This window comes from Acinetobacter sp. WCHA29 (assembly GCF_002165335.1).
GTDB lineage: Bacteria > Pseudomonadota > Gammaproteobacteria > Pseudomonadales > Moraxellaceae > Acinetobacter.
Window position 1 is genome coordinate 17,925 of sequence record NZ_NHRQ01000011.1, and the last position, 18,395, is coordinate 36,319.

Annotated in this window: 17 protein-coding genes; 11 read left to right on the forward strand and 6 right to left on the reverse strand. The window is 38.9% G+C overall.

The window, feature by feature from the left end; all coding sequences use genetic code 11:
- Positions 1-6 precede the first annotated feature (6 nt).
- From CDG59_RS08960 to CDG59_RS08990, 7 genes are all read left to right on the forward strand, one after another.
- Positions 7-1,428, forward strand: a complete 1,422-nt coding sequence (locus CDG59_RS08960; RefSeq protein WP_087544923.1) for a phosphomannomutase/phosphoglucomutase — start codon at positions 7-9, stop codon at positions 1,426-1,428.
- A gap of 13 nt (positions 1,429-1,441) precedes the next feature.
- A complete protein-coding gene (argB, locus tag CDG59_RS08965) occupies positions 1,442-2,341 on the forward strand; it encodes an acetylglutamate kinase (RefSeq protein WP_004663435.1) in 900 nt (299 codons plus the stop codon).
- 114 nt (positions 2,342-2,455) lie between these two features.
- Complete coding sequence (locus CDG59_RS08970; RefSeq protein ID WP_005158241.1) at positions 2,456-3,232, forward strand: GNAT family N-acetyltransferase; 777 nt, start codon at positions 2,456-2,458, stop codon at positions 3,230-3,232.
- A 97-nt stretch (positions 3,233-3,329) separates the two neighbouring features.
- Positions 3,330-4,178 (forward strand): class II glutamine amidotransferase, encoded by an 849-nt coding sequence (locus CDG59_RS08975; RefSeq protein ID WP_087544925.1) that lies wholly within the window; start codon positions 3,330-3,332, stop codon positions 4,176-4,178.
- Positions 4,179-4,456: 278 nt separating this feature from the next.
- On the forward strand, positions 4,457-4,912 hold the full coding sequence (locus CDG59_RS08980) for a bacteriohemerythrin (protein ID WP_004663432.1): 456 nt from the start codon (positions 4,457-4,459) through the stop codon (positions 4,910-4,912).
- A 248-nt stretch (positions 4,913-5,160) separates the two neighbouring features.
- Positions 5,161-6,243, forward strand: a complete 1,083-nt coding sequence (locus tag CDG59_RS08985) for a hypothetical protein (protein WP_087544927.1) — start codon at positions 5,161-5,163, stop codon at positions 6,241-6,243.
- Positions 6,243-6,563, forward strand: coding sequence for an RnfH family protein (locus tag CDG59_RS08990; RefSeq protein ID WP_005158232.1), 321 nt, complete (start codon positions 6,243-6,245; stop codon positions 6,561-6,563). The genes CDG59_RS08985 and CDG59_RS08990 overlap by 1 nt, the downstream gene beginning before the upstream one ends.
- Before the next feature lie 53 nt (positions 6,564-6,616).
- Here CDG59_RS08990 and CDG59_RS08995 read toward each other — a convergent pair whose 3' ends face one another.
- A complete protein-coding gene (locus tag CDG59_RS08995) occupies positions 6,617-7,015 on the reverse strand; it encodes an outer membrane protein assembly factor BamE (protein ID WP_004663429.1) in 399 nt (132 codons plus the stop codon).
- A gap of 111 nt (positions 7,016-7,126) precedes the next feature.
- Here CDG59_RS08995 and fur point away from each other — a divergent pair, with 111 nt between their 5' ends.
- Positions 7,127-7,564 carry a ferric iron uptake transcriptional regulator gene (fur, locus tag CDG59_RS09000; RefSeq protein WP_004663428.1) on the forward strand — a complete coding sequence of 146 codons (438 nt, stop codon included), beginning with the start codon at positions 7,127-7,129 and terminating at the stop codon, positions 7,562-7,564.
- 95 nt (positions 7,565-7,659) lie between these two features.
- Here fur and CDG59_RS09005 read toward each other — a convergent pair whose 3' ends face one another.
- Both CDG59_RS09005 and CDG59_RS09010 read right to left on the reverse strand, forming a co-directional pair.
- The gene (locus tag CDG59_RS09005; RefSeq protein ID WP_087544929.1) at positions 7,660-8,778 is read right to left on the reverse strand and encodes a PilT/PilU family type 4a pilus ATPase; all 1,119 of its coding nucleotides are present in this window, start codon (positions 8,776-8,778) and stop codon (positions 7,660-7,662) included.
- Positions 8,779-8,802: 24 nt separating this feature from the next.
- Entirely contained in the window at positions 8,803-9,840 is a 1,038-nt protein-coding gene (locus CDG59_RS09010) for a type IV pilus twitching motility protein PilT (RefSeq protein WP_087544931.1), read from the reverse strand.
- A gap of 123 nt (positions 9,841-9,963) precedes the next feature.
- Here CDG59_RS09010 and CDG59_RS09015 point away from each other — a divergent pair, with 123 nt between their 5' ends.
- Complete coding sequence (locus CDG59_RS09015) at positions 9,964-10,641, forward strand: YggS family pyridoxal phosphate-dependent enzyme (protein ID WP_005158226.1); 678 nt, start codon at positions 9,964-9,966, stop codon at positions 10,639-10,641.
- Positions 10,642-10,753: 112 nt separating this feature from the next.
- Here the strand turns inward: CDG59_RS09015 and CDG59_RS09020 are convergent, their stop codons facing one another.
- Positions 10,754-14,350, reverse strand: coding sequence for an AAA family ATPase (locus CDG59_RS09020; protein ID WP_087544932.1), 3,597 nt, complete (start codon positions 14,348-14,350; stop codon positions 10,754-10,756).
- Between the two features lie 9 nt (positions 14,351-14,359).
- On the reverse strand, positions 14,360-15,610 hold the full coding sequence (locus CDG59_RS09025) for an exonuclease SbcCD subunit D (RefSeq protein WP_087544934.1): 1,251 nt from the start codon (positions 15,608-15,610) through the stop codon (positions 14,360-14,362).
- Between the two features lie 164 nt (positions 15,611-15,774).
- Here CDG59_RS09025 and CDG59_RS09030 point away from each other — a divergent pair, with 164 nt between their 5' ends.
- Complete coding sequence (locus CDG59_RS09030; protein WP_087544935.1) at positions 15,775-16,557, forward strand: crotonase/enoyl-CoA hydratase family protein; 783 nt, start codon at positions 15,775-15,777, stop codon at positions 16,555-16,557.
- A gap of 50 nt (positions 16,558-16,607) precedes the next feature.
- Here CDG59_RS09030 and CDG59_RS09035 read toward each other — a convergent pair whose 3' ends face one another.
- On the reverse strand, positions 16,608-17,267 hold the full coding sequence (locus CDG59_RS09035; RefSeq protein ID WP_087544937.1) for a hypothetical protein: 660 nt from the start codon (positions 17,265-17,267) through the stop codon (positions 16,608-16,610).
- A 613-nt stretch (positions 17,268-17,880) separates the two neighbouring features.
- Here CDG59_RS09035 and CDG59_RS09045 point away from each other — a divergent pair.
- On the forward strand, positions 17,881-18,327 hold the full coding sequence (locus CDG59_RS09045; protein ID WP_087544939.1) for an ABZJ_00895 family protein: 447 nt from the start codon (positions 17,881-17,883) through the stop codon (positions 18,325-18,327).
- Positions 18,328-18,395 lie beyond the last annotated feature (68 nt).

Genomic DNA, 18,395 nt, shown 5'->3' on the forward strand with positions numbered 1-18,395 from the left:
TTCACTGTGAATACAAAATATACATTTCCTCTGAGTATTTTTCGTGCTTATGATATTCGCGGAAAATTAAATCATTTAACACCTCATGTAATTCATTCAATTGGTTATGCTTTAGCACAACAATATAAAAATGCAGGACAATATCAAGTCGTTATTGGGTATGACGCACGTCTAACGAGTCCGACTTATGCCAATATTATTCAACAGATTTTTCAAACACAGGGTTTAACAGCCACCAACATTGGATGTTGCTCATCGCCCATGATGTACTATATCGCGCGTGATTTTGGTGGGAACGGAATTATGGTAACTGCAAGCCATAATCCTAAATCTGATAATGGAATTAAATGGATTTTACAAGGAGAACCACCTAGCCCTGAGATTATTCAACAGGTCGGTTTAGCAGCTCAATTTGCGTTAGAAACAATTGAAAAGAATAGTGATCTACAAGAATTATCGCATCATATTATCCCTGAATTTTGTTTAAAATATCAACAATCATTATTAAGTGATATTCAGCTAAAACGCCCTTTAAAAGTTGCATTAGATGGTTTACATGGTGCAGCAGGTCGTTGTGCAAAACTCGTCTTAGAGAAGTTAGGTTGTCAGGTTATCGCTTTACGTTGTGAAGCCAATGGGAATTTTCCTGATCATGCACCTGATCCCTCACATGCAAAACATTTAAAACAGTTGCAAGCGGCTATCCTTTTGGAAAAAGCAGATATTGGTATTGCCTTGGATGGCGATGGTGATCGAGTCGTTATTGTGGATGAGCTTGCCCATATTATTAGTCCAGACCGCTTATTGTCTTTATTCGCACAAATTTGTTTAAAACAGCATCCTCAAAAAGAAATCGTATTTGATGTGAAATGTTCACAAATGGTGGCTGAGACGGTACAAAAACTTCATGGCCAAGCCAAAATGATTCGTACAGGAAGTAGTTTCTTGCGCGCATATTTATCTCAATCAAAAGGCAATGCCGTATTTGGGGGAGAGTATGCGGGTCATTATGTATTTAATGATGGTCGTGGTTTTGGTTATGACGATGGTCTATATGCGGCGTTAAGAGTCATGGAATACCTGACTCAATCAGACGAAGCAAACCTTTCTGCATTATTAGAAATTTACCCTGAACGTTATTGTACTGAAGATACCTATATCAGTACCCATGATATAAACCCTAAACAAGTTTTAAATGATATTGAAATTCAAAGTCACCGTTTAGGCGCTCGTTTAAGTAAAATAGATGGTGTAAGACTTGATTTTGATGATGGTTTTGGCATTATTCGAGCATCTAATACGGGTGAGTATTTCACAGTTCGTTTTGATGCAGATAATCCAAGCCGATTAAGTGAAATCCGCCAAGAATTTGTTTCTATGATGCAAGAGCAATATCCGCAAATTGCACAAGAACTCGCACAAGCTTAATAAGGAGACACGCATGCCACATGAGCATATCGGCATTGATAAAGCAAAAATTTTGATTGAAGCTTTGCCGTATATTCAACGTTTTGCAGGTAAAACGTTGGTTGTAAAATATGGTGGCAATGCAATGACTGATCCAGAGCTTGAAAGCTCATTTGCGCGTGACATTGTGCTATTAAAAACAGTAGGCTTAAATCCAATTGTTGTACATGGTGGTGGTCCGCAAGTTGACTCTTTATTAAAACGTTTAGGACAAGAGTCTGATCGTATTGATGGGATGCGTGTCACTGACCAAGCCACGATGGAAGTGGTAGAAATGGTGTTGGGTGGTAGTGTCAATAAATCGATTGTTAATCTGATTAACCAACATGGTGGTCGTGCAATTGGTTTAACAGGTAAAGATGGTAATTTACTTCGTGCCCGTAAATTGCTTATGGAAAAACAAGAAGCTGATGGCTCAATTTCTCAAATTGATTTGGGTATGGTCGGTGAAGTGACAGGCGTTAAAACCGATGTGTTGGAAATGTTTACCCAAGGTGATTTTATTCCTGTGATCGCACCATTAGGTGTGGATGAAGAAGGGAATACTTATAATATCAATGCTGATCTTGTCGCTGGAAAAGTTGCAGAAGCATTGGGTGCTGAAAAACTGATTCTATTGACCAATATCACAGGCGTATTAGATGAAAATAAAAACTTATTAACTGGATTAAGTACGCAAGAAGTAGATCGTTTAATTGAAACAGGTGTGATCTATGGTGGCATGATTCCTAAAGTCGGTTGTGCATTAGACGCGGTTAAAGGTGGTGTCGTGAGTGCACATATTGTAGATGGTCGTGTACCTCATGCAACATTATTAGAGATCTTTACTGACCACGGGGTTGGAACGCTGATTACCAATCGTGCGAAGCACTAAAGATTAAAAAGACCTCATTGAGGTCTTTTTTTTCGTCATGATCTGTTCACGTTATAGTCATTTCAATGTCATTTAATCGATTTAAGGTAACTCTAGACATAAGGAGCTTTCATTATGCTAGAAAAATTAAATCATTATCGTCAGACATTAACTTCACCTTTACGCCAAAAACCATCACAAAATCAATTTCGTTTTGGGTGGGTGGACAATCTAAAAGAATTACAAGAAGTACAACGTTTTAGAGCAAATCAATTCTCTCATCAATTTGGTATCTCTTTTGAAGATGGTCTCGATCAAGATCTCTATGACTTTGGTTGTGAGCATGCTGTATTACGTGAGAAATGGACTGGTGAAATTGTTGCCTATACACGCCTTAAATTATTTCAGGGGCATGAGATTGGGCAAAGCTATAGCGCTAAAGAATTTGATGTTGTTCCTAACCTTTCACATTTGCCAAGTATTCTAGAAATAGGTCGTACCTGCGTACATCCACAATTCCGTTCTGGAAAAGCCTTATCAATGCTGTGGTTAAATTTGGTGCCAAAGGTGTTGTGGTCAATGCGTGCTAAGTACCTTATGGGATGTGTCAGTATTCATCTTGAAGATAATTTAGCGCGTGCCTATTACACTCATCGTCAGATTCAGCAATTGGGTGATCACCAAATTATTGATATTCGTTCAAAACGTGCATTCGAACCTGAGAGACCAGAATATAGCTTCCCACAAGATGAACGGATGCCAAAATTATTTGATACATATCTAGGTATGCAATCTAAGCTCTCTAAACAAGCATTTTATGATGAAGATTTCAAATGTTTAGATTATTTTGTTTTCTTAGAAATTAACAAAATTGCCACTTCTTTTGTCATGAATAAAATGGTGCAGCGATAGTTATATCATTGTTAGTCTAATACTGAGCACATATTGAGATTTACAAGATATCTAAACCTCATGCACAATAGGCTTAGATGTTAGATAGTTAGAAGATATGTGCCAGCTATTAGGAATGAATTGCGCTACACCAACAGATATTACTTTTTCCTTTCGTGGATTTTCTCAACGAGCTGGCATTACGTCTGATCATTGTGATGGCTTTGGTATCGCATTTTTTGAAGACAAAGCATGTCGGTTATTTGTTGATAATCAATCTGCAGTTGAATCACCAATTGCAGATTTAATTCGTAATTATCCTATTAAATCTCGTAATGTGATTGCACATATCCGAAAAGCAACACAAGGCAAAATTACGCTAGAAAATTCACATCCATTTTTACGTGAGTTATGGGGGCGGCATTGGATTTTTGCGCATAACGGTGATCTACACGATTTTAATCCTCAGCTTAGTGGTCGCTTTGAACCGGTCGGTAATACAGACAGCGAACGTGCTTTTTGTTATTTATTAGATCAAATGGTTGAAGCGTTTGGATATACAGAACCGTGTATAGAGAAAATTTTTTCTCTGTTAGAACGGATTTCACCTGAAATTGCTGAACATGGCACGTTTAATTTTTGCCTATCCAATGGGCAAGCATTATTTAGTTATGCGACAACTAAACTGCATTGGTTAGTAAGAGAATATCCATTTCAACCTGCGCATTTAATTGATTTAGACGTCAAAGTAGATTTTAGCGAGGTAACGACACCTGAAGATCGTGTTGCTGTTATCACGACTGAACCGCTCACACATAATGAATCATGGACTGCATATCAGCCAGGCGAAATGATTTTATTTCAGCATGGGAAACCTATTAAATATGCACTCACACGTGTTGAACGTTTAATTCGAGAAGCAGACAATCCACTGTTAAAACGAATCACCAAAGCAGATCAATATTAATTAGGTATAATCAAGATTAATACATGATATATACCTTTTTTATAATATAAATTCCTTAACTTTTTATATTTAAATTCCATTTTGAGTTTGGTTTTAAAATTGGTTAAAAAATACTTGAGTATTTTGATTGGGTAAAATATTTAAATAAATACAAAACAATAAGTTAATTTATTTTATTGAAAATATTTAAAATCTGACAAAAATGCTGTGTTTTTATTTAATTACTTAGTCGATATTATGTCCTTATTCAATAAATCACATTGGTTTTAGGAATCGATATGGGCATGAAATGGTCTACCGAATATAATACAGGAATAGAGGTAATCGATGATCAGCATCGACGTATTCTGGATTATATTAATGAAATCGCTGATTTAAAATATTCACATGATCGTGTAAAAATGAAAAGTGTATTAGATAATATTATTGACTATACACAATCACATTTTACCTTTGAAGAAAGTTTACAAGAAGAAGCAAACTATAAGTATCGTGTACCTCACAAGCGTGTGCATGACTTATTTATTAAAAAAATAGAAGCTTATCGTGAGCGCTTTGAACTGGGTCATGAAATTGATAAAGAATTGCATGAAGCTCTCTCTAAATGGTTAATTAATCATATTCGCCATGATGATGCAGATTATGTTGGTGCAGTAAGAGAAAATATGATTGGCATTATTAAAGAAAATGAAAAGAAAAAAGGCAAGAATTGGTTTTCACGGTTCTTTGCTTAACAATAAAATAATAACAATAAGACCTCTTATGGTAGAAAAATAATAAGGTGAAGATGAGTAAAAAATAAGAGGTCAGATTTACATAATAATAACTAGGCGCGGCAAGTCATCTTTATGGTGATTTGCCTTTTTCTTTGGGTATCTTTTGTTTTGATTTTCAGACGTGACAAAGGCAAAATAGATTGAATATTTCATTGTAAGCTCCATAAAGAAGCACAATGAGTTCAAAGCTTTTTAAGGAATGCAGTATGCAGGACACAACTCTGTCACGCTGGCTTACACCAGTGATGGCGTTTTGCTTATCTTTTGTCATGATTAGCACATTAGCACCAACAGTGGGTATTCAAATTGATCGTCAATTTGATTTTTGGTTATTGTGGCTAGGAACCATGCTTTTATTAGCACTACCGATTGGTTTTCTTGAAATTGCCTTAGCGAAACGTTCACAGATGACCGCGTTACAAGCACTTTCTACTTTAACGCGTGATGCTGATGCTTCCCCGAAATGGCGTTTAGTAGGTTGGTTCGCTGTTGTTTTTGTTCCTTTCTTTGCAGGCAGTATGATAAATACCTCTGCTCACATTGTGACTGAGCAGCTTGGATTAGATCTTCCTGTTCAAATCCTTTTTGCTGTTTTTGCCGTTATAGCGCTTGGTTTATCTTTTATACCGCGCCAATTTTTAATTGGGCTTACAACAATTGGAGTCATTGCTGCTTTCATTGGTGCAAATGTGATGGGCACTCAGTTAACGACTTGGCACTGGACAGGTATTGAGTTTATAGAGTGGGGCAATGCTACAGTGCTCGCTTTAGTCGCAAGTGGTCTAGGTCTAGGATTGTATTGGCAAAGTAGCTTAGTGACAGTGAAAAAACAACAAGCGGTCACAAGTTCAGTCTTTCCGATCTGGGTCGCGCAGCTTATTGCTGTCATTGCATTTGGTTTCTTCTCTACCCAAGCGCAACTTCCAGCATTAGCGTGGGTTTTTGCTGCGATAATGTCTGCTGCATTATTGATCCAATGTGCTAAAGAGCAGTTAGCACAACGCCAACTTGCAATCATTATTCAATGGGGCATTATTCTCGCGGCAATTGCAGTTTGGGCTGTGCCACAAGTTGACCAAATTTTTAATACTCTATTGATGATTTGGGGATTAGTGATTTGTTTAATTTATGCCGTTTTTGCAGGCTGGGTTATGAAGATTAGCCATCTTCGTAAGGCCATGGGCTTTAGTAACGAATTATTTTATAACGTATGGCGTATTGCGGTACGTTTAGTTTTACCGCTTTCAATTTTGATTGCGATTGTCGCAATTATTGGGCAAGTTTTATAATGGAACAGAAACAGGTTTGGGTTGCATTTGCGACACCTGAACAGCAATTTATGATTGCCGTTCCATTCAATGAAGGAATGACTGCACAACAAGCGATTGATGCAAGTGGTTTAGCAGAACAGGTAAAACTTCCAGAGCTTTTAAATCTTGGTGTATTTGGTAGCAAGATTGAGGTAGATACTGTTTTGCAAGTGGGTGATCGAGTAGAGATTTATCGTCCATTGACGATTAATCCTAAAGATATTCGACGCAAGCGTGCCGCAAAGAACCCCGTTGGACGTTTTATTAAGGGTAATCGTTTCAGACCATCAAGTTCATAAATAAAACCCCTCACGAATGATTCGGTGAGGGGTTTCTTTTTTTTGGAAACTATTTATAGTGGTGGCGCAGTCAGAATCGCTTCTTTTGATGCTGGTAAACCAGGTTGTGATTCGGGAATCGTATCTAAACCTTCTAGACGTTCTACATTGCCATTCGCATCGAAATAAACTTTTAAGTGTTGACCACGCACTGCTGGTATTTTTGCTTTTTTAGCATAAGTACCTGGTGTGTAGTTGTAGATATAGTCCCAACGTAATGGATTTAATGGATCTGTAACAGTTGGACTACCCAGTAAGAAACGGACTTGCTGAAAGCTCATGCCGACTTGTACTTGTGATGCTTGTGCTTTAGTTAATGGTGTTCCCTGTGGAATATCGACTTTATAAACACCAAAGACTGAACAACCGCTAAGTACTGAAGTGACGAATAACGCCAGCATGATTTTTTGCATTTTGCTACACTATCCTGATAAATGATGATGCATTTGGTTCAAGGATAGATCATACTGCATCTAAACTCTATTGCCTATTCCAACTTAAGATTTGTTGAGAGACCTTTTTAAATGCCTATTTCCAATCAAGACTTACGCAAAGCTGGACTTAAAGTCACCCTTCCTCGTATTAAGATTTTGGAATTGTTAGAAAATTCAAAACAACATCATTTAAGTGCTGAAGATATTTATAAAACTTTGCTTGAACAAGGTGAAGATGTTGGTTTAGCAACTGTTTACCGAGTGTTAACACAATTTGAAGCGGCTGGCATTATCCAACGTCATCATTTTGAAAATAATCATTCAGTTTTTGAAATCATGCAAGAAGATCATCATGATCACCTTGTTTGCTTAAATTGCAACAAAGTTGTTGAATTTACGAATGATATTATTGAGAAAGAGCAACATGCTGTTGCAGATCAGCATAATTTTGCCTTAACTGGCCATTCATTAAACTTATACGGTTATTGTAGTGATTCTGAATGCCAAGATGCTTATCGTAAAAAATGAGTTTGATTTAGTTAAAGCTTAGTACTTTACTAAAATTAAACAAATAAAAAGGAAGGTTTTTTAAAACCTTCCTTTTTTTAATGTCTTAATTTGAATTATTGACCATCAAAGGTAATATTTCGGCTCGCACTCAATAACTGATTTGTACCTTCTTCTGAAAGTTTAATTGTGAGACGTAAGTCATTTGGCGAGTCAGCATGCTTCAGTGCATCTTTATACGTAATTTCACCTGCTTTATATAAATCAAATAATGCTTGGTCAAAAGTCTGCATACCCAACTCACGAGAGCGCTTCATGAGATCTTTGATTTCGTGTACTTCACCTTTGCGTATGTAATCTGCCAAAAGTGGTGTATTAATCAGAATCTCAATTGCTGCACGACGTGAATTACCATCTGGCGTTGGAATCAACTGTTGAGCAACCATCGCCTTGAGATTAAGTGATAAATCCATATGCAATTGAGGATGGCGATCTGCTTCAAAGAAGTGGACAATGCGATCTAGTGCTTGGTTCGCATTATTTGCGTGTAGTGTTGCGAGTACTAAGTGACCTGTTTCCGCAAAAGCAATCGCATAGTCCATGGTTTCACGAGAACGAATTTCACCAATTAAGATTACATCAGGTGCTTGGCGAAGCGTATTTTTTAATGCGACTTCAAATGAATCTGTATCAATCCCGACTTCACGTTGAGTGACAATACAACCCGCATGTTGATGTACGAATTCGATTGGGTCTTCAATGGTAATAATATGGCCCTTTGAATTTTGGTTACGGTAACCAATCATCGAAGCTAATGAGGTTGATTTACCTGTACCTGTTGCGCCTACAAAGATAATGATACCGCGTTTGGTCATGGCGAGTTCTTTTAGCACACTAGGCAGCTTGAGTTCATCCATGGTTGGAATGACAGTTTCAATACGACGTAAAACCATTCCAGGCATATCACGTTGTTGAAAGGCACTTACACGAAAACGGGCTGTTTTCTCACGATTGACGATCGCAAAATTACACTCTCTTGTTTCAGCAAATTCTTTACGCTGCTTATCTGACATAATTGAATGAAGTAACTGACCAACGACTTCACCTGAGAGTTTAGACTTTGAAACAGGCACAATTTGACCGTTGATCTTCATTGATGGTTCAACATCTGCAGTGACAAATAAATCAGATGCACTTTGTTGAATCATTAAATTGAGTAAATCATTAAAGTCCATGATATTTCTCTAATCCGTTTATTATTATAGGAATGACTCAGGTTGTTTTGCTACGGTACGGGCAACTTGAGGACTAATAACACCTTTTGAAACCAAGGTCTTAAGACTTTGATCAAGTGTAGTCATACCGTAGTTTGCACCCGTTTGGATGGCAGAATACATCTGAGCTACTTTATTTTCACGTACAAGGTTACGAATTGCTGGAATTCCAATCATGATTTCATGTGCTGCAACACGACCACCGCCATTTTTCTTCAATAATGTTTGTGAAATAACGGCTTGTAGTGATTCAGAAAGCATGGCACGAACCATATCTTTTTCTTCGGCAGGGAATACGTCGATGACACGGTCAATTGTTTTCGCTGCAGAGGTCGTATGCAGTGTACCAAAAACCAAGTGACCCGTTTCCGCAGCAGTCAATGCCAGACGAATGGTTTCCAAATCACGCATCTCACCCACAAGGATAATGTCAGGGTCTTCACGCAGTGCTGAACGCAGTGCTTCATTGAAGCCATGTGTATCACGGTGCACTTCACGCTGGTTGATCAGGCATTTTTTAGATTGGTGTACAAATTCGATTGGGTCTTCAACCGTTAAAATGTGGTCATAGCGGTTTTCGTTGATATAGTCGATCATCGCAGCGAGCGTCGTTGATTTACCAGAACCCGTAGGTCCTGTGACCAAAACGATACCCCGTGGATAATCACAAATTTCTTTAAAAATTGAACCTAAACCAAGGTCTTCCATGGTTAAAACTTTAGATGGAATGGTACGGAATACCGCGCCAGCGCCACGGTTTTGGTTAAATGCGTTCACACGGAAACGTGCAATATTAGGCACTTCAAATGAAAAGTCAGTTTCTAGATCTTCTTCATAATCACGACGTTGTTTATCATTCATGATGTCATACACTAAGCGATGTACATCTTTATGTTCTAGTGCTGGTAAATTAATACGACGGACTTCACCATCTACACGAATCATTGGTGGCATACCTGATGAAAGATGTAAGTCTGAAGCACCGTTTTTAACTGCAAATGCTAGTAATTCTGTAATATCCATGATTTCCCCGAAACAATCAAAATGCCTCACTCTTTTATAGAATAATATACGGCTTTCACTCTGTGTTACCAACATATTATAGAATGTGAGAGAAAAAAGATTTTGTAAGTGAGAACTGTGTCAATGAATAAATCTGAGCAATTCCGTCAATCTGTTTTAAATCAAATAGAGCAAGCTTGCCAGCAGGTGAAACGTGATCCTTCGACTGTACAATTGTTGGCTGTTTCAAAGACTCATCCGAGCCAAACCTTACGAGAAATGTATACTGTTGGTCAGCGTTGTTTTGGTGAAAATTATTTGCAAGAAGCCTTGACTAAAATTGATGAATTACAAGATTTAGATATTGAATGGCATTTTATTGGTCATGTACAACGCAATAAAACCAAGCATTTAGCAGAAACATTTGATTGGGTGCATGGAGTCGATCGCTTCATTATTGCAGAACGTTTATCCAAGCAACGTTTAGAAAATCAAAAACCGTTAAATATCTGTATTCAGGTAAATATTGATGGGCAAAATTCTAAAGATGGTTGCCAACCAAATGAGGTTTTAGAATTGGTTCATCAAATCAGTCAGCTTCCAAATATCCGTTTGCGTGGATTGATGGTGATTCCAGCACCTGAAAATCATGCCGCATTTGCTGATGCTAAAGTGCTATTTGAGCAAGTGAAAGCTCAACATGCACAGCCGCAAGACTGGGATACATTAAGTATGGGCATGTCTGCCGATCTCGAAGCTGCGATTGCAGCAGGTTCAACCATGGTTAGAGTAGGCACAGCATTGTTTGGTGCAAGAGGATGAGCGAGGAAAAGCAAAGCTACCTCGTTTCACGATGTCTTGCGAAGCTATGTTTCTCATTTGCCCGAAGCGCGAGACGAGAAACTATGTTTCGGGTAACTGGTTAAGCCCTGTATCAGCCCACCAGCTCAATCCGACTTGAACCTGAGCCAATTGGCTGTACCTGAATCTGTACAGGAATACGCTCATGCATTTCCTGAATATGCGAGATCAATACCACTTTACGGCCTTGGCTTTGCAGTTGATCTAGCGCATTCATCACCATATGCAACGAAGATGCATCCAAAGTACCAAAACCTTCATCAATAAATAGCGATTCGATTTTCATGGAACCTGAAGCCATATTGGCAATTGCCAAGGAAATCGCAAGGGCAGTCAGGAAAGACTCACCACCAGACAGTGAAGCCACTGAACGGGTTTCTCCATCCATATCATGGTCAATAATGGCTAGGCTGAGGGAGTTATCCAAACGTTTTAAGGTATAACGCTGCGATAGCATTGCTAATTGTTGATTGGCATATTCCAGCAAAATATCCAGATTATATTGCTGAGCTAAGTCACGGAAATCTTTACCTTTGGAATCGCCAATTAAACTAGAAATCTTATTCCAACGGTGTTCCTGCTGCTGAATCTGCTGGATTTGATCTGCAAATTGTTTTTGCTTGGCAAGGTTTTGTTGATGTACTTCTAATTTCAGTTTGAACTGATCACGTTGTTCGGCTTGCTGTTGTAGCTTCTCATGATTGAGATGGATGTACTCAATCAACTGGGTGTGTTCGATGGGTGGCTGTTGTTGCTGATGTATCTGTAATTGATGTTGCAGCGTTTTCAATGCAGAGGCGGCCTCATTGAGTAAGCGTTCTGCATGTTGTAGCGATGTTCGAATGTGCTGTTCTTGCTCAGCACGAATAGCAAGTAAGTCCGCTAATTGATGCTCTTCAAACTCAGGATGCTGGCTTAACCATGCTCGAATTTCAGTTTTAGATTCAGCAAGAGTAGATTGTTGCTGTTGTTGTTGAGCCTTGAGCTGTTCCAGTTCATTTTTCTGCTGTTCATAGATTTGACGAGTCTGTTCAAAACGCTGCTTGATTTGCTGATATTGATTTTGGAGTTGCTGACGCTGTTGATCGTGTTGGTTTAACCATTCATTGGCTTTCAGTTCAGTTAAACCTGTCATTCCCACAACTAATTGATGCGCTGACTCTGTATTTTGTTTGCCTTTCAGCTCGACATCTTTGAGTTGCTGGCTAAACTCCGCATGTTGAGTGTTCAAGCTTGTTAAATTGGTCTTTAATAGATTCAGTTGCTGTTCAAGCTGCTGCTGTTGCTTGCTGAGTGTTTCAGCTTGTTCAATCTGTTGAACACGTTGCTGTAAACGTTGTGCTAGCTGTTGAGCAGAGCTTAGCGTTTGCTGTTGCCATAAGTTTTGTTCATCGCTAGTCAGGCAATCTACAACATGCTGAATCTGTTGCTGTAACTGCTGTACGCTTTCGAGTTGATAGCGGATATTTTGAATCGTTTGAGTCAGGTGATAGTGGTCTTTATTGGCCTGATGCAGTTGCTGTAACTCAATTTCAATCTGCTGTTTGAGTTGAGTTGCTTCACTCGTCCATTGTTGTTGAGCGACCGTGATTTCAGCATGTGGTTGGGTTAAATCTAACTGAATGTCGAACTGTACGGTATGTTTGACTAACTCCTGATGTTGCAGTTTGAATTTGTCATCTGCTTGTTGCACTGCGGATTGCAATTGAGTCAGTTCGGTATGAATCTGTGTAAATTGCTGCTGTGTGTTTTGCCAAAGTTGAAAGCATTGTTGCTCTTGCTGAATGGCCTGTTGTTCTTGCTGTTGTTGCAGCTCATACAAGGCTTTGGAGAGCTGACTTGCATCATCACGATAGGGATGTTCGGTGCTACCACAGACCAGACAGGCTTTTCCGTGTTTGAGTTCTGCACGGAGATGTTCAATATTTTCAGCATGTAATAAACGTTGTTGTTGCAATATCTGCTGCAATTTTTCCCGTTCATTTTTGGCAGATTGGAATGCGCCTTGGCTAGTTTGCAGTTGTTGGTCAAGTTGCTGATGTTGTTGCTGTGTGCTACTGAGCTTATGGCTTAGTTCATCACGGTCTTTGTTAAGTTCAAAATAATGCTGTAACTTTTGCTGAATTAGATCCAGTTGATTCAGTTGGGCTTGTTGCTGTTCTCTGAGTTTTTGTTTCTGTTCAAGCTGGCTTTCAATCTGTTGTGGTGTGCCAAATTTTTGAATGAGCTCATTCAATACGATCTGATCTTGTTCAAGTTTGGATTGTGCCTGTTGAATCGAACCTAAATTTTGTTCGACTTTTTGGTATTGCAGAATAAATTGCTGCAGCTGCTGAAGATGTGCATTCAAGCCCTTATCTAAAGTGGAGAATTGTGCGCTCTGTTGCAGTTGATCAGAGCAGCTTTGTTGTTGTATCGATAAGCTATGGTGACTTTGTTCAAACTGCTGTTGCTGCTCAAGTAATGGTTGTTGTTGCGCTTCGTTTTGGTTTAAGCGGAGTTTGGTTTTCTTATATTCATCGGCAATGTATTCACGTTCCTGTACATATTTACGCACTTGAGTGAGTTCATGCTGATGGTTTTGTTCAAAACTCTGAAATTGCTGTAAGGCTGTTTCAGCCCGCGTATAAGCCGTTTTTTCTTGCTCAAATTGGGTGCTTACAGCGCTAAAGTGCTGCTGCTTGTATTGAATCTGCGGTTCAAGCTGTTGCAGTGCTTTTTCCAGTTGTTGCTGTTGGAACACAACAGGACGAATGCCTGAAAATATTTCGAGTTGGCTGAGTCGATTACGATCTGCGGCTAAAGCCTGATGTGCTTGAATTTGAATGTCATGCTGTTGTTGTTTCAGTGTGATTTCAGTTTGAAGTTTCTGTCGCTGCTCAAACCATTGTTGCTGTTGATTGAGCTGAACTTTGTTGGCTTCCAACTGTTGAACCTGTTGCTGTACCTGCTGGAATTGAGCCTGTAATTCGGCAATTTCTTCATCTGAACGGATTTCAATATGACCGAGCACATTTTCCAATTGCTTGCGTTGGTTACTGATTTCACGGGTTTTTTCAAAAGCCAGTTGTCCAATTTTGGCAAAAATACTGGAATTGGTCAGATATTCGAGTAATTCACCACGCTCATTATCTCGTGCCTTTAAAAAAGCGGTGACCTCGGACTGTGCCAGTAGTACCGCACGGGTGAATTGCTCAAAACTCAGTTGAGTAATTTGTTGAATATGCGCTTCAACCGCTTTGGTTTTATCTGCAATCACCACGCCATCGGTCAGACATTTGAGCGAGCGCTGTACACTTTGCAATTTACCACTGGCATTTTCACGAGCACGTTTAATTTCCCAACGTGCGAGGTAATGTTTCTGGTCTTGTGCCACAAAACACAGTTCGGCAAAACCATGTCCTGTGCTGCGACGTAGAACCGTTAAAGGGGAGTTGGTCAGTAGTTCCGAACCATCGACATCTAATAGTTTGCCGTCACTTTCTTTAAGGCGGGGAATTTTATTAAATAACGCCAGACACATGGCATCTAAAATCGTAGATTTACCTGCACCTGTTTTTCCAACAATGGCGATCAGTCCAGCACTGGCCAAAGGCTCAGTTTCAAAATCAATAAAGTGCTCATCTGCCAGAGATGCCAAATTTTTTAGTCGTATTGATAAAATTTTCATGGCAGGTCCTTAAACAGTCTGATCATCTTCAAGTTGCTTTTGCGCTTCTGCGACCAAACTCATAAAGTCTTTGGTTACTTCATCATCGGCGTGATAGCCCTTTTTCTCCCAAATTTGCTGAAATAGTTTTTCGGGTGTCGGTGGTTCTAAGTTAATGTTCTGCTTGCTCTCTGCATTGCTTTCATTGGAGAGATATTGTCTGGAAATCCGCACCAGTCGATAACGATCTTTGGGCAATGCATCTTCAAATTGTTGTCGTAGATTCGGCTGTGGTGGTGTCGAGGTATGATATTCGATATCGACATATTCACGCTGCTCAAGATTTTCGATCGGTTCATTTGGCAGATTGCGCAGATGTTGCATGACTACACTGAGTTCATCTTTAATTTTATGCAGTTGAATACTTCTGGGGATCGGCAAAGCTTCAAAGTTAAACGAATCTTCACTTTTTGTAGGATCAATGCTGACTTCAACCACTTGGTGCTTATAGTTGATTTCACTAAATGACAAAGGAATCGGCGAACCACTATAACGAATATGTGGATGCTGTACTTTTTGCGGTTTATGCAAATGCCCTAGTGCTACATAATCAATGCTATCGTCGAACATGGCTGTAGACAGTGCTTCTTCATTGCCAATGATAATCGGCCGCTCTGAATCCGAAGTTTCACCACCTTGCATATGCGCATGTGACATCAGAATCAGGGCCTGATCATCGGTTTTACGGCGTTTGGCTTCTTCGATTAGCTGTTGATGTAAATAAGCAATCGCATTTTGGCTGTTGGTGGTGTGTTCATTAAAGCCTGTGATTTCAGCTGAACGTAGAAAGGGCAGGGCAATACACCACGCCACAATCTGCTTTTGTTCATCATAAATTGGCAAAATTAAACGTTCTAAATCGAGGCTTTTATCTTGATTCCAATGAATCACACCAACCGTTTTAGCATTGTATTTTGCTAATAAGGGCTCGACCTGTTCAATGCGATAACCTGAGTCGTGATTGCCTGCAATCATCAAAGTTTGCATCTGTGGGGCAAGCTCGTGTGCATCGGCAAGGAATTGATAGAGTTGTTTTTGTGCCTGTGAGCTGGGATTAATCACATCAAAAATATCACCCGCAATGAGTAATGCATGCGGCTGTTTGGCTTTGATCTGCTCAAGTAACCATGCCAGAAATTGTTCATGTTCATAATGGCGGGAATGATTATAAAAAAACTGCCCCAAATGCCAGTCAGACGTATGAAAAAAACGCACGGTCATAAATGAATCTAAACATAAAATGAACCTGAATAAGGTAGCACGGATTCAGCCAAAAAGTAGAGCCTTGTAGCGTTGAATAACAATGACAAGATATGTCTTGATCATTCGAAAATGATCAACTAGTTTGTTACCAACATTATTACTAAAAAACAGGAATTAAAAGAATGAGTTTAGGAAAAGTAAGCCGTGAAATCATGGACCATATTATGTTGATTGGCTTAGACCGAGTGGCAAAACGAAATGCCTTTGATAGCCATATGATTGAGGATTTATCTCTGGCTTTAACCGAATATGAAAATAATCCTAAACTACGTTGTGCCGTGATTTTTGCACATGGCGACCATTTCACGGCAGGTCTGGACTTGGTGGAATTACAACCCAAAATTCCTCAAGGGATTTTTAGTTTTGAAGAAGGGCAAATTAACCCTTGGGGGGTTGGAGGACGGCATCGAACCAAGCCTGTTGTTGTAGCTGTACAAGGGATTTGTTATACCGCTGGGGTAGAGTTGATGTTGAATGCAGATGTTGTCGTCGCGAGCGAAGACACGATTTTTGGTCAGCTTGAAGTATTACGCGGAATAATGCCTTTTGGTGGAGCAACAGTGCGTTTTGTGCAGGCTGCAGGTTGGCAAAAAGCCATGCCGTATTTATTGACAGGGAAAACTTTTGATGCCCAAAAAGCCAATGAACTAAATTTGCTTTCTGAGATTGTTGCTAAGGGCACACAGCTTAATCGGGCTATCGAGATTGCCCAAGAAATCTGTATTGCTGCACCACTTGCATTACAAGCATTGTTGGCTTCAGCAACTGATGCGGTTACTCAGGGAGAGGTTTTCGCATTTCAGAATATGGACAGTTATCTCAAGCCATTGTTTGCATCGCAAGATGCTCAAGAAGGTGTACGTGCGATGCTTGAGAGACGTCTTCCTCAATTTAAAGGTGAGTAAGCGTTGGTTTGAGTTCATCTGAAGTTTATTTTGCTTATCGACGGAGTCCTTTAGATTTTCCTTCTTTCAGGTTTATATTGTGATTGTATTCTTTTCAATGCATGAAATAAGTAGTGGTGTCTTTCTGGAGCGAGTCCAAGACCAAATGTGATAGGCTGATTTGCCTCAATGACAATTTGGGCTTGTTGTTTATTGGATGAGTTAGTTGAACGGTTTTCTCTAATTCGACTAACGTCATTCCAATTAAAATATTTTGATTTTCCTATTCTGCCAATTCCCGTAAATACACGTCCACCTTGTTGATTAATGGTGAGCTCAATTTTACCAAATAGCATCATCAGTGTAAGCGAACCAAAAATAATGGTTCCAATCAGAAATGGGATACCAAATAGACTTTGTAAGAGGCTAAATTGCTGTTTTGCGATTTGAGTTCCATAGATTCCGCCTAGCGAACCACCAGACCAAATCAACATAAAAGGCACTAGAAAGAAAGCAATCGGGCTTCTCAGTGTTGCGCCTAGTTTAATTTCTTGCATATTATTTTTATACCAAGTACCGCTTGGGGGTTGATTGATATCAAATGCATATGATGGCGTATCAAAATTTTCAGAAATACGAAAAATATGATTGCAAACTTGGCATTTCCCCATATCCGTTTGGATATTGATATTTTCATTTACAACGTCAATCTGACAGTTTGGACATTTCATTTTTATAGTGCTTAACTTGCTTAATTTTATAAAATTTTAGTATAGCATTGTCATTTTGTATTCTCATCAATTTCATATCGAACAAAGACGTGATGATCTAAATTCAGGAAATAGCTTTGCCAATAACAGTTACAGCACCCAATGGATGGTATGGCATCGGGCATTGCAATATGCTGTCGTGAACACTTTTGTTTTAATAGGATAATATTCAATTGAAAGATTTTCTATTTTGCTAATCATCTTAACTGAACACAGATGTACATCGCATTGTGAACTTGAAAATTGAATTTCAATAGATATGACATGGTTTATATTCTGATTTTTTATTTTTGAGCACTATAAAAAATAAAAACCGACGATTCGAGTGATGATAAATCGTCGGTCAAAATCTTTTTCAACGGCTTTGGCTACTAACAAAGCCATTGTCAAAGATGGAGAGTCATAATGAAAGGTCACCGAAAAATATTGCGGATGCCGTGCAATAAACATTCGGTTGCTGCGACCTTGTACCCTATATAACGCTGCTAGGTGTGGATTGGTTGACATAAAAATGAAAAAAAAGTGAAAAAAATTTATAATTATTTTTGAAGTAGATTAGATTTGGTTTATTTACATGATTTCATTGCGTTTGTACTACCTTTGGTTTTTTATTGTGTGCTTGATTTCTAGCCTAATCGCTGGAGTCATCGCTGCAATTTTACCTAATAGCATTGGAGGAGTGCTTACAGCCATTCCTTATCTAATTGCAATGATTTTTGTTTTATTCAAATTTCTAAAAAAACAACATCGTGCACCAACCCTCTCGGAAAAGAAACGATTAAGCCTTGGATTTAGCCTCATTTTTTGGGGTTACAATGCATGTGGTTTACTCTTAGGATTGTTTATTTTTGCACGTAAAGATCCAGAAATTTGGCAAAATTTTATTTTATATTTTAAGCAACCTATGTTTTTAATTACTGTTGTTGCAATTTGGTTGATGATCGCAGCACCGTTATTTTTAATTACGTATTGGTTTTATGGCGCACAAGCACAACGAATGGCAAACAAGATGTTTAACTAGGATAAAAAAGTTCACTTGTAATTCACCTGTATTCTGCTAAAAGTTTTAATACGATTCATTTTTGATAG

Coding starts and splice junctions, on each gene's coding strand:
- argB (WP_004663435.1), top strand. CDS start 1,442: ATGCCACATGAGCATATCGGCATTGATAAAGCAAAAATTTTGATTGAA.
- CDG59_RS08970 (WP_005158241.1), top strand. CDS start 2,456: ATGCTAGAAAAATTAAATCATTATCGTCAGACATTAACTTCACCTTTA.
- CDG59_RS08975 (WP_087544925.1), top strand. CDS start 3,330: ATGTGCCAGCTATTAGGAATGAATTGCGCTACACCAACAGATATTACT.
- CDG59_RS08980 (WP_004663432.1), top strand. CDS start 4,457: ATGGGCATGAAATGGTCTACCGAATATAATACAGGAATAGAGGTAATC.
- CDG59_RS08985 (WP_087544927.1), top strand. CDS start 5,161: ATGCAGGACACAACTCTGTCACGCTGGCTTACACCAGTGATGGCGTTT.
- CDG59_RS08990 (WP_005158232.1), top strand. CDS start 6,243: ATGGAACAGAAACAGGTTTGGGTTGCATTTGCGACACCTGAACAGCAA.
- CDG59_RS08995 (WP_004663429.1), bottom strand. CDS start 7,015: ATGCAAAAAATCATGCTGGCGTTATTCGTCACTTCAGTACTTAGCGGT.
- fur (WP_004663428.1), top strand. CDS start 7,127: ATGCCTATTTCCAATCAAGACTTACGCAAAGCTGGACTTAAAGTCACC.
- CDG59_RS09005 (WP_087544929.1), bottom strand. CDS start 8,778: ATGGACTTTAATGATTTACTCAATTTAATGATTCAACAAAGTGCATCT.
- CDG59_RS09010 (WP_087544931.1), bottom strand. CDS start 9,840: ATGGATATTACAGAATTACTAGCATTTGCAGTTAAAAACGGTGCTTCA.
- CDG59_RS09015 (WP_005158226.1), top strand. CDS start 9,964: ATGAATAAATCTGAGCAATTCCGTCAATCTGTTTTAAATCAAATAGAG.
- CDG59_RS09020 (WP_087544932.1), bottom strand. CDS start 14,350: ATGAAAATTTTATCAATACGACTAAAAAATTTGGCATCTCTGGCAGAT.
- CDG59_RS09025 (WP_087544934.1), bottom strand. CDS start 15,610: ATGACCGTGCGTTTTTTTCATACGTCTGACTGGCATTTGGGGCAGTTT.
- CDG59_RS09030 (WP_087544935.1), top strand. CDS start 15,775: ATGAGTTTAGGAAAAGTAAGCCGTGAAATCATGGACCATATTATGTTG.
- CDG59_RS09035 (WP_087544937.1), bottom strand. CDS start 17,267: ATGAAATGTCCAAACTGTCAGATTGACGTTGTAAATGAAAATATCAAT.
- CDG59_RS09045 (WP_087544939.1), top strand. CDS start 17,881: ATGATTTCATTGCGTTTGTACTACCTTTGGTTTTTTATTGTGTGCTTG.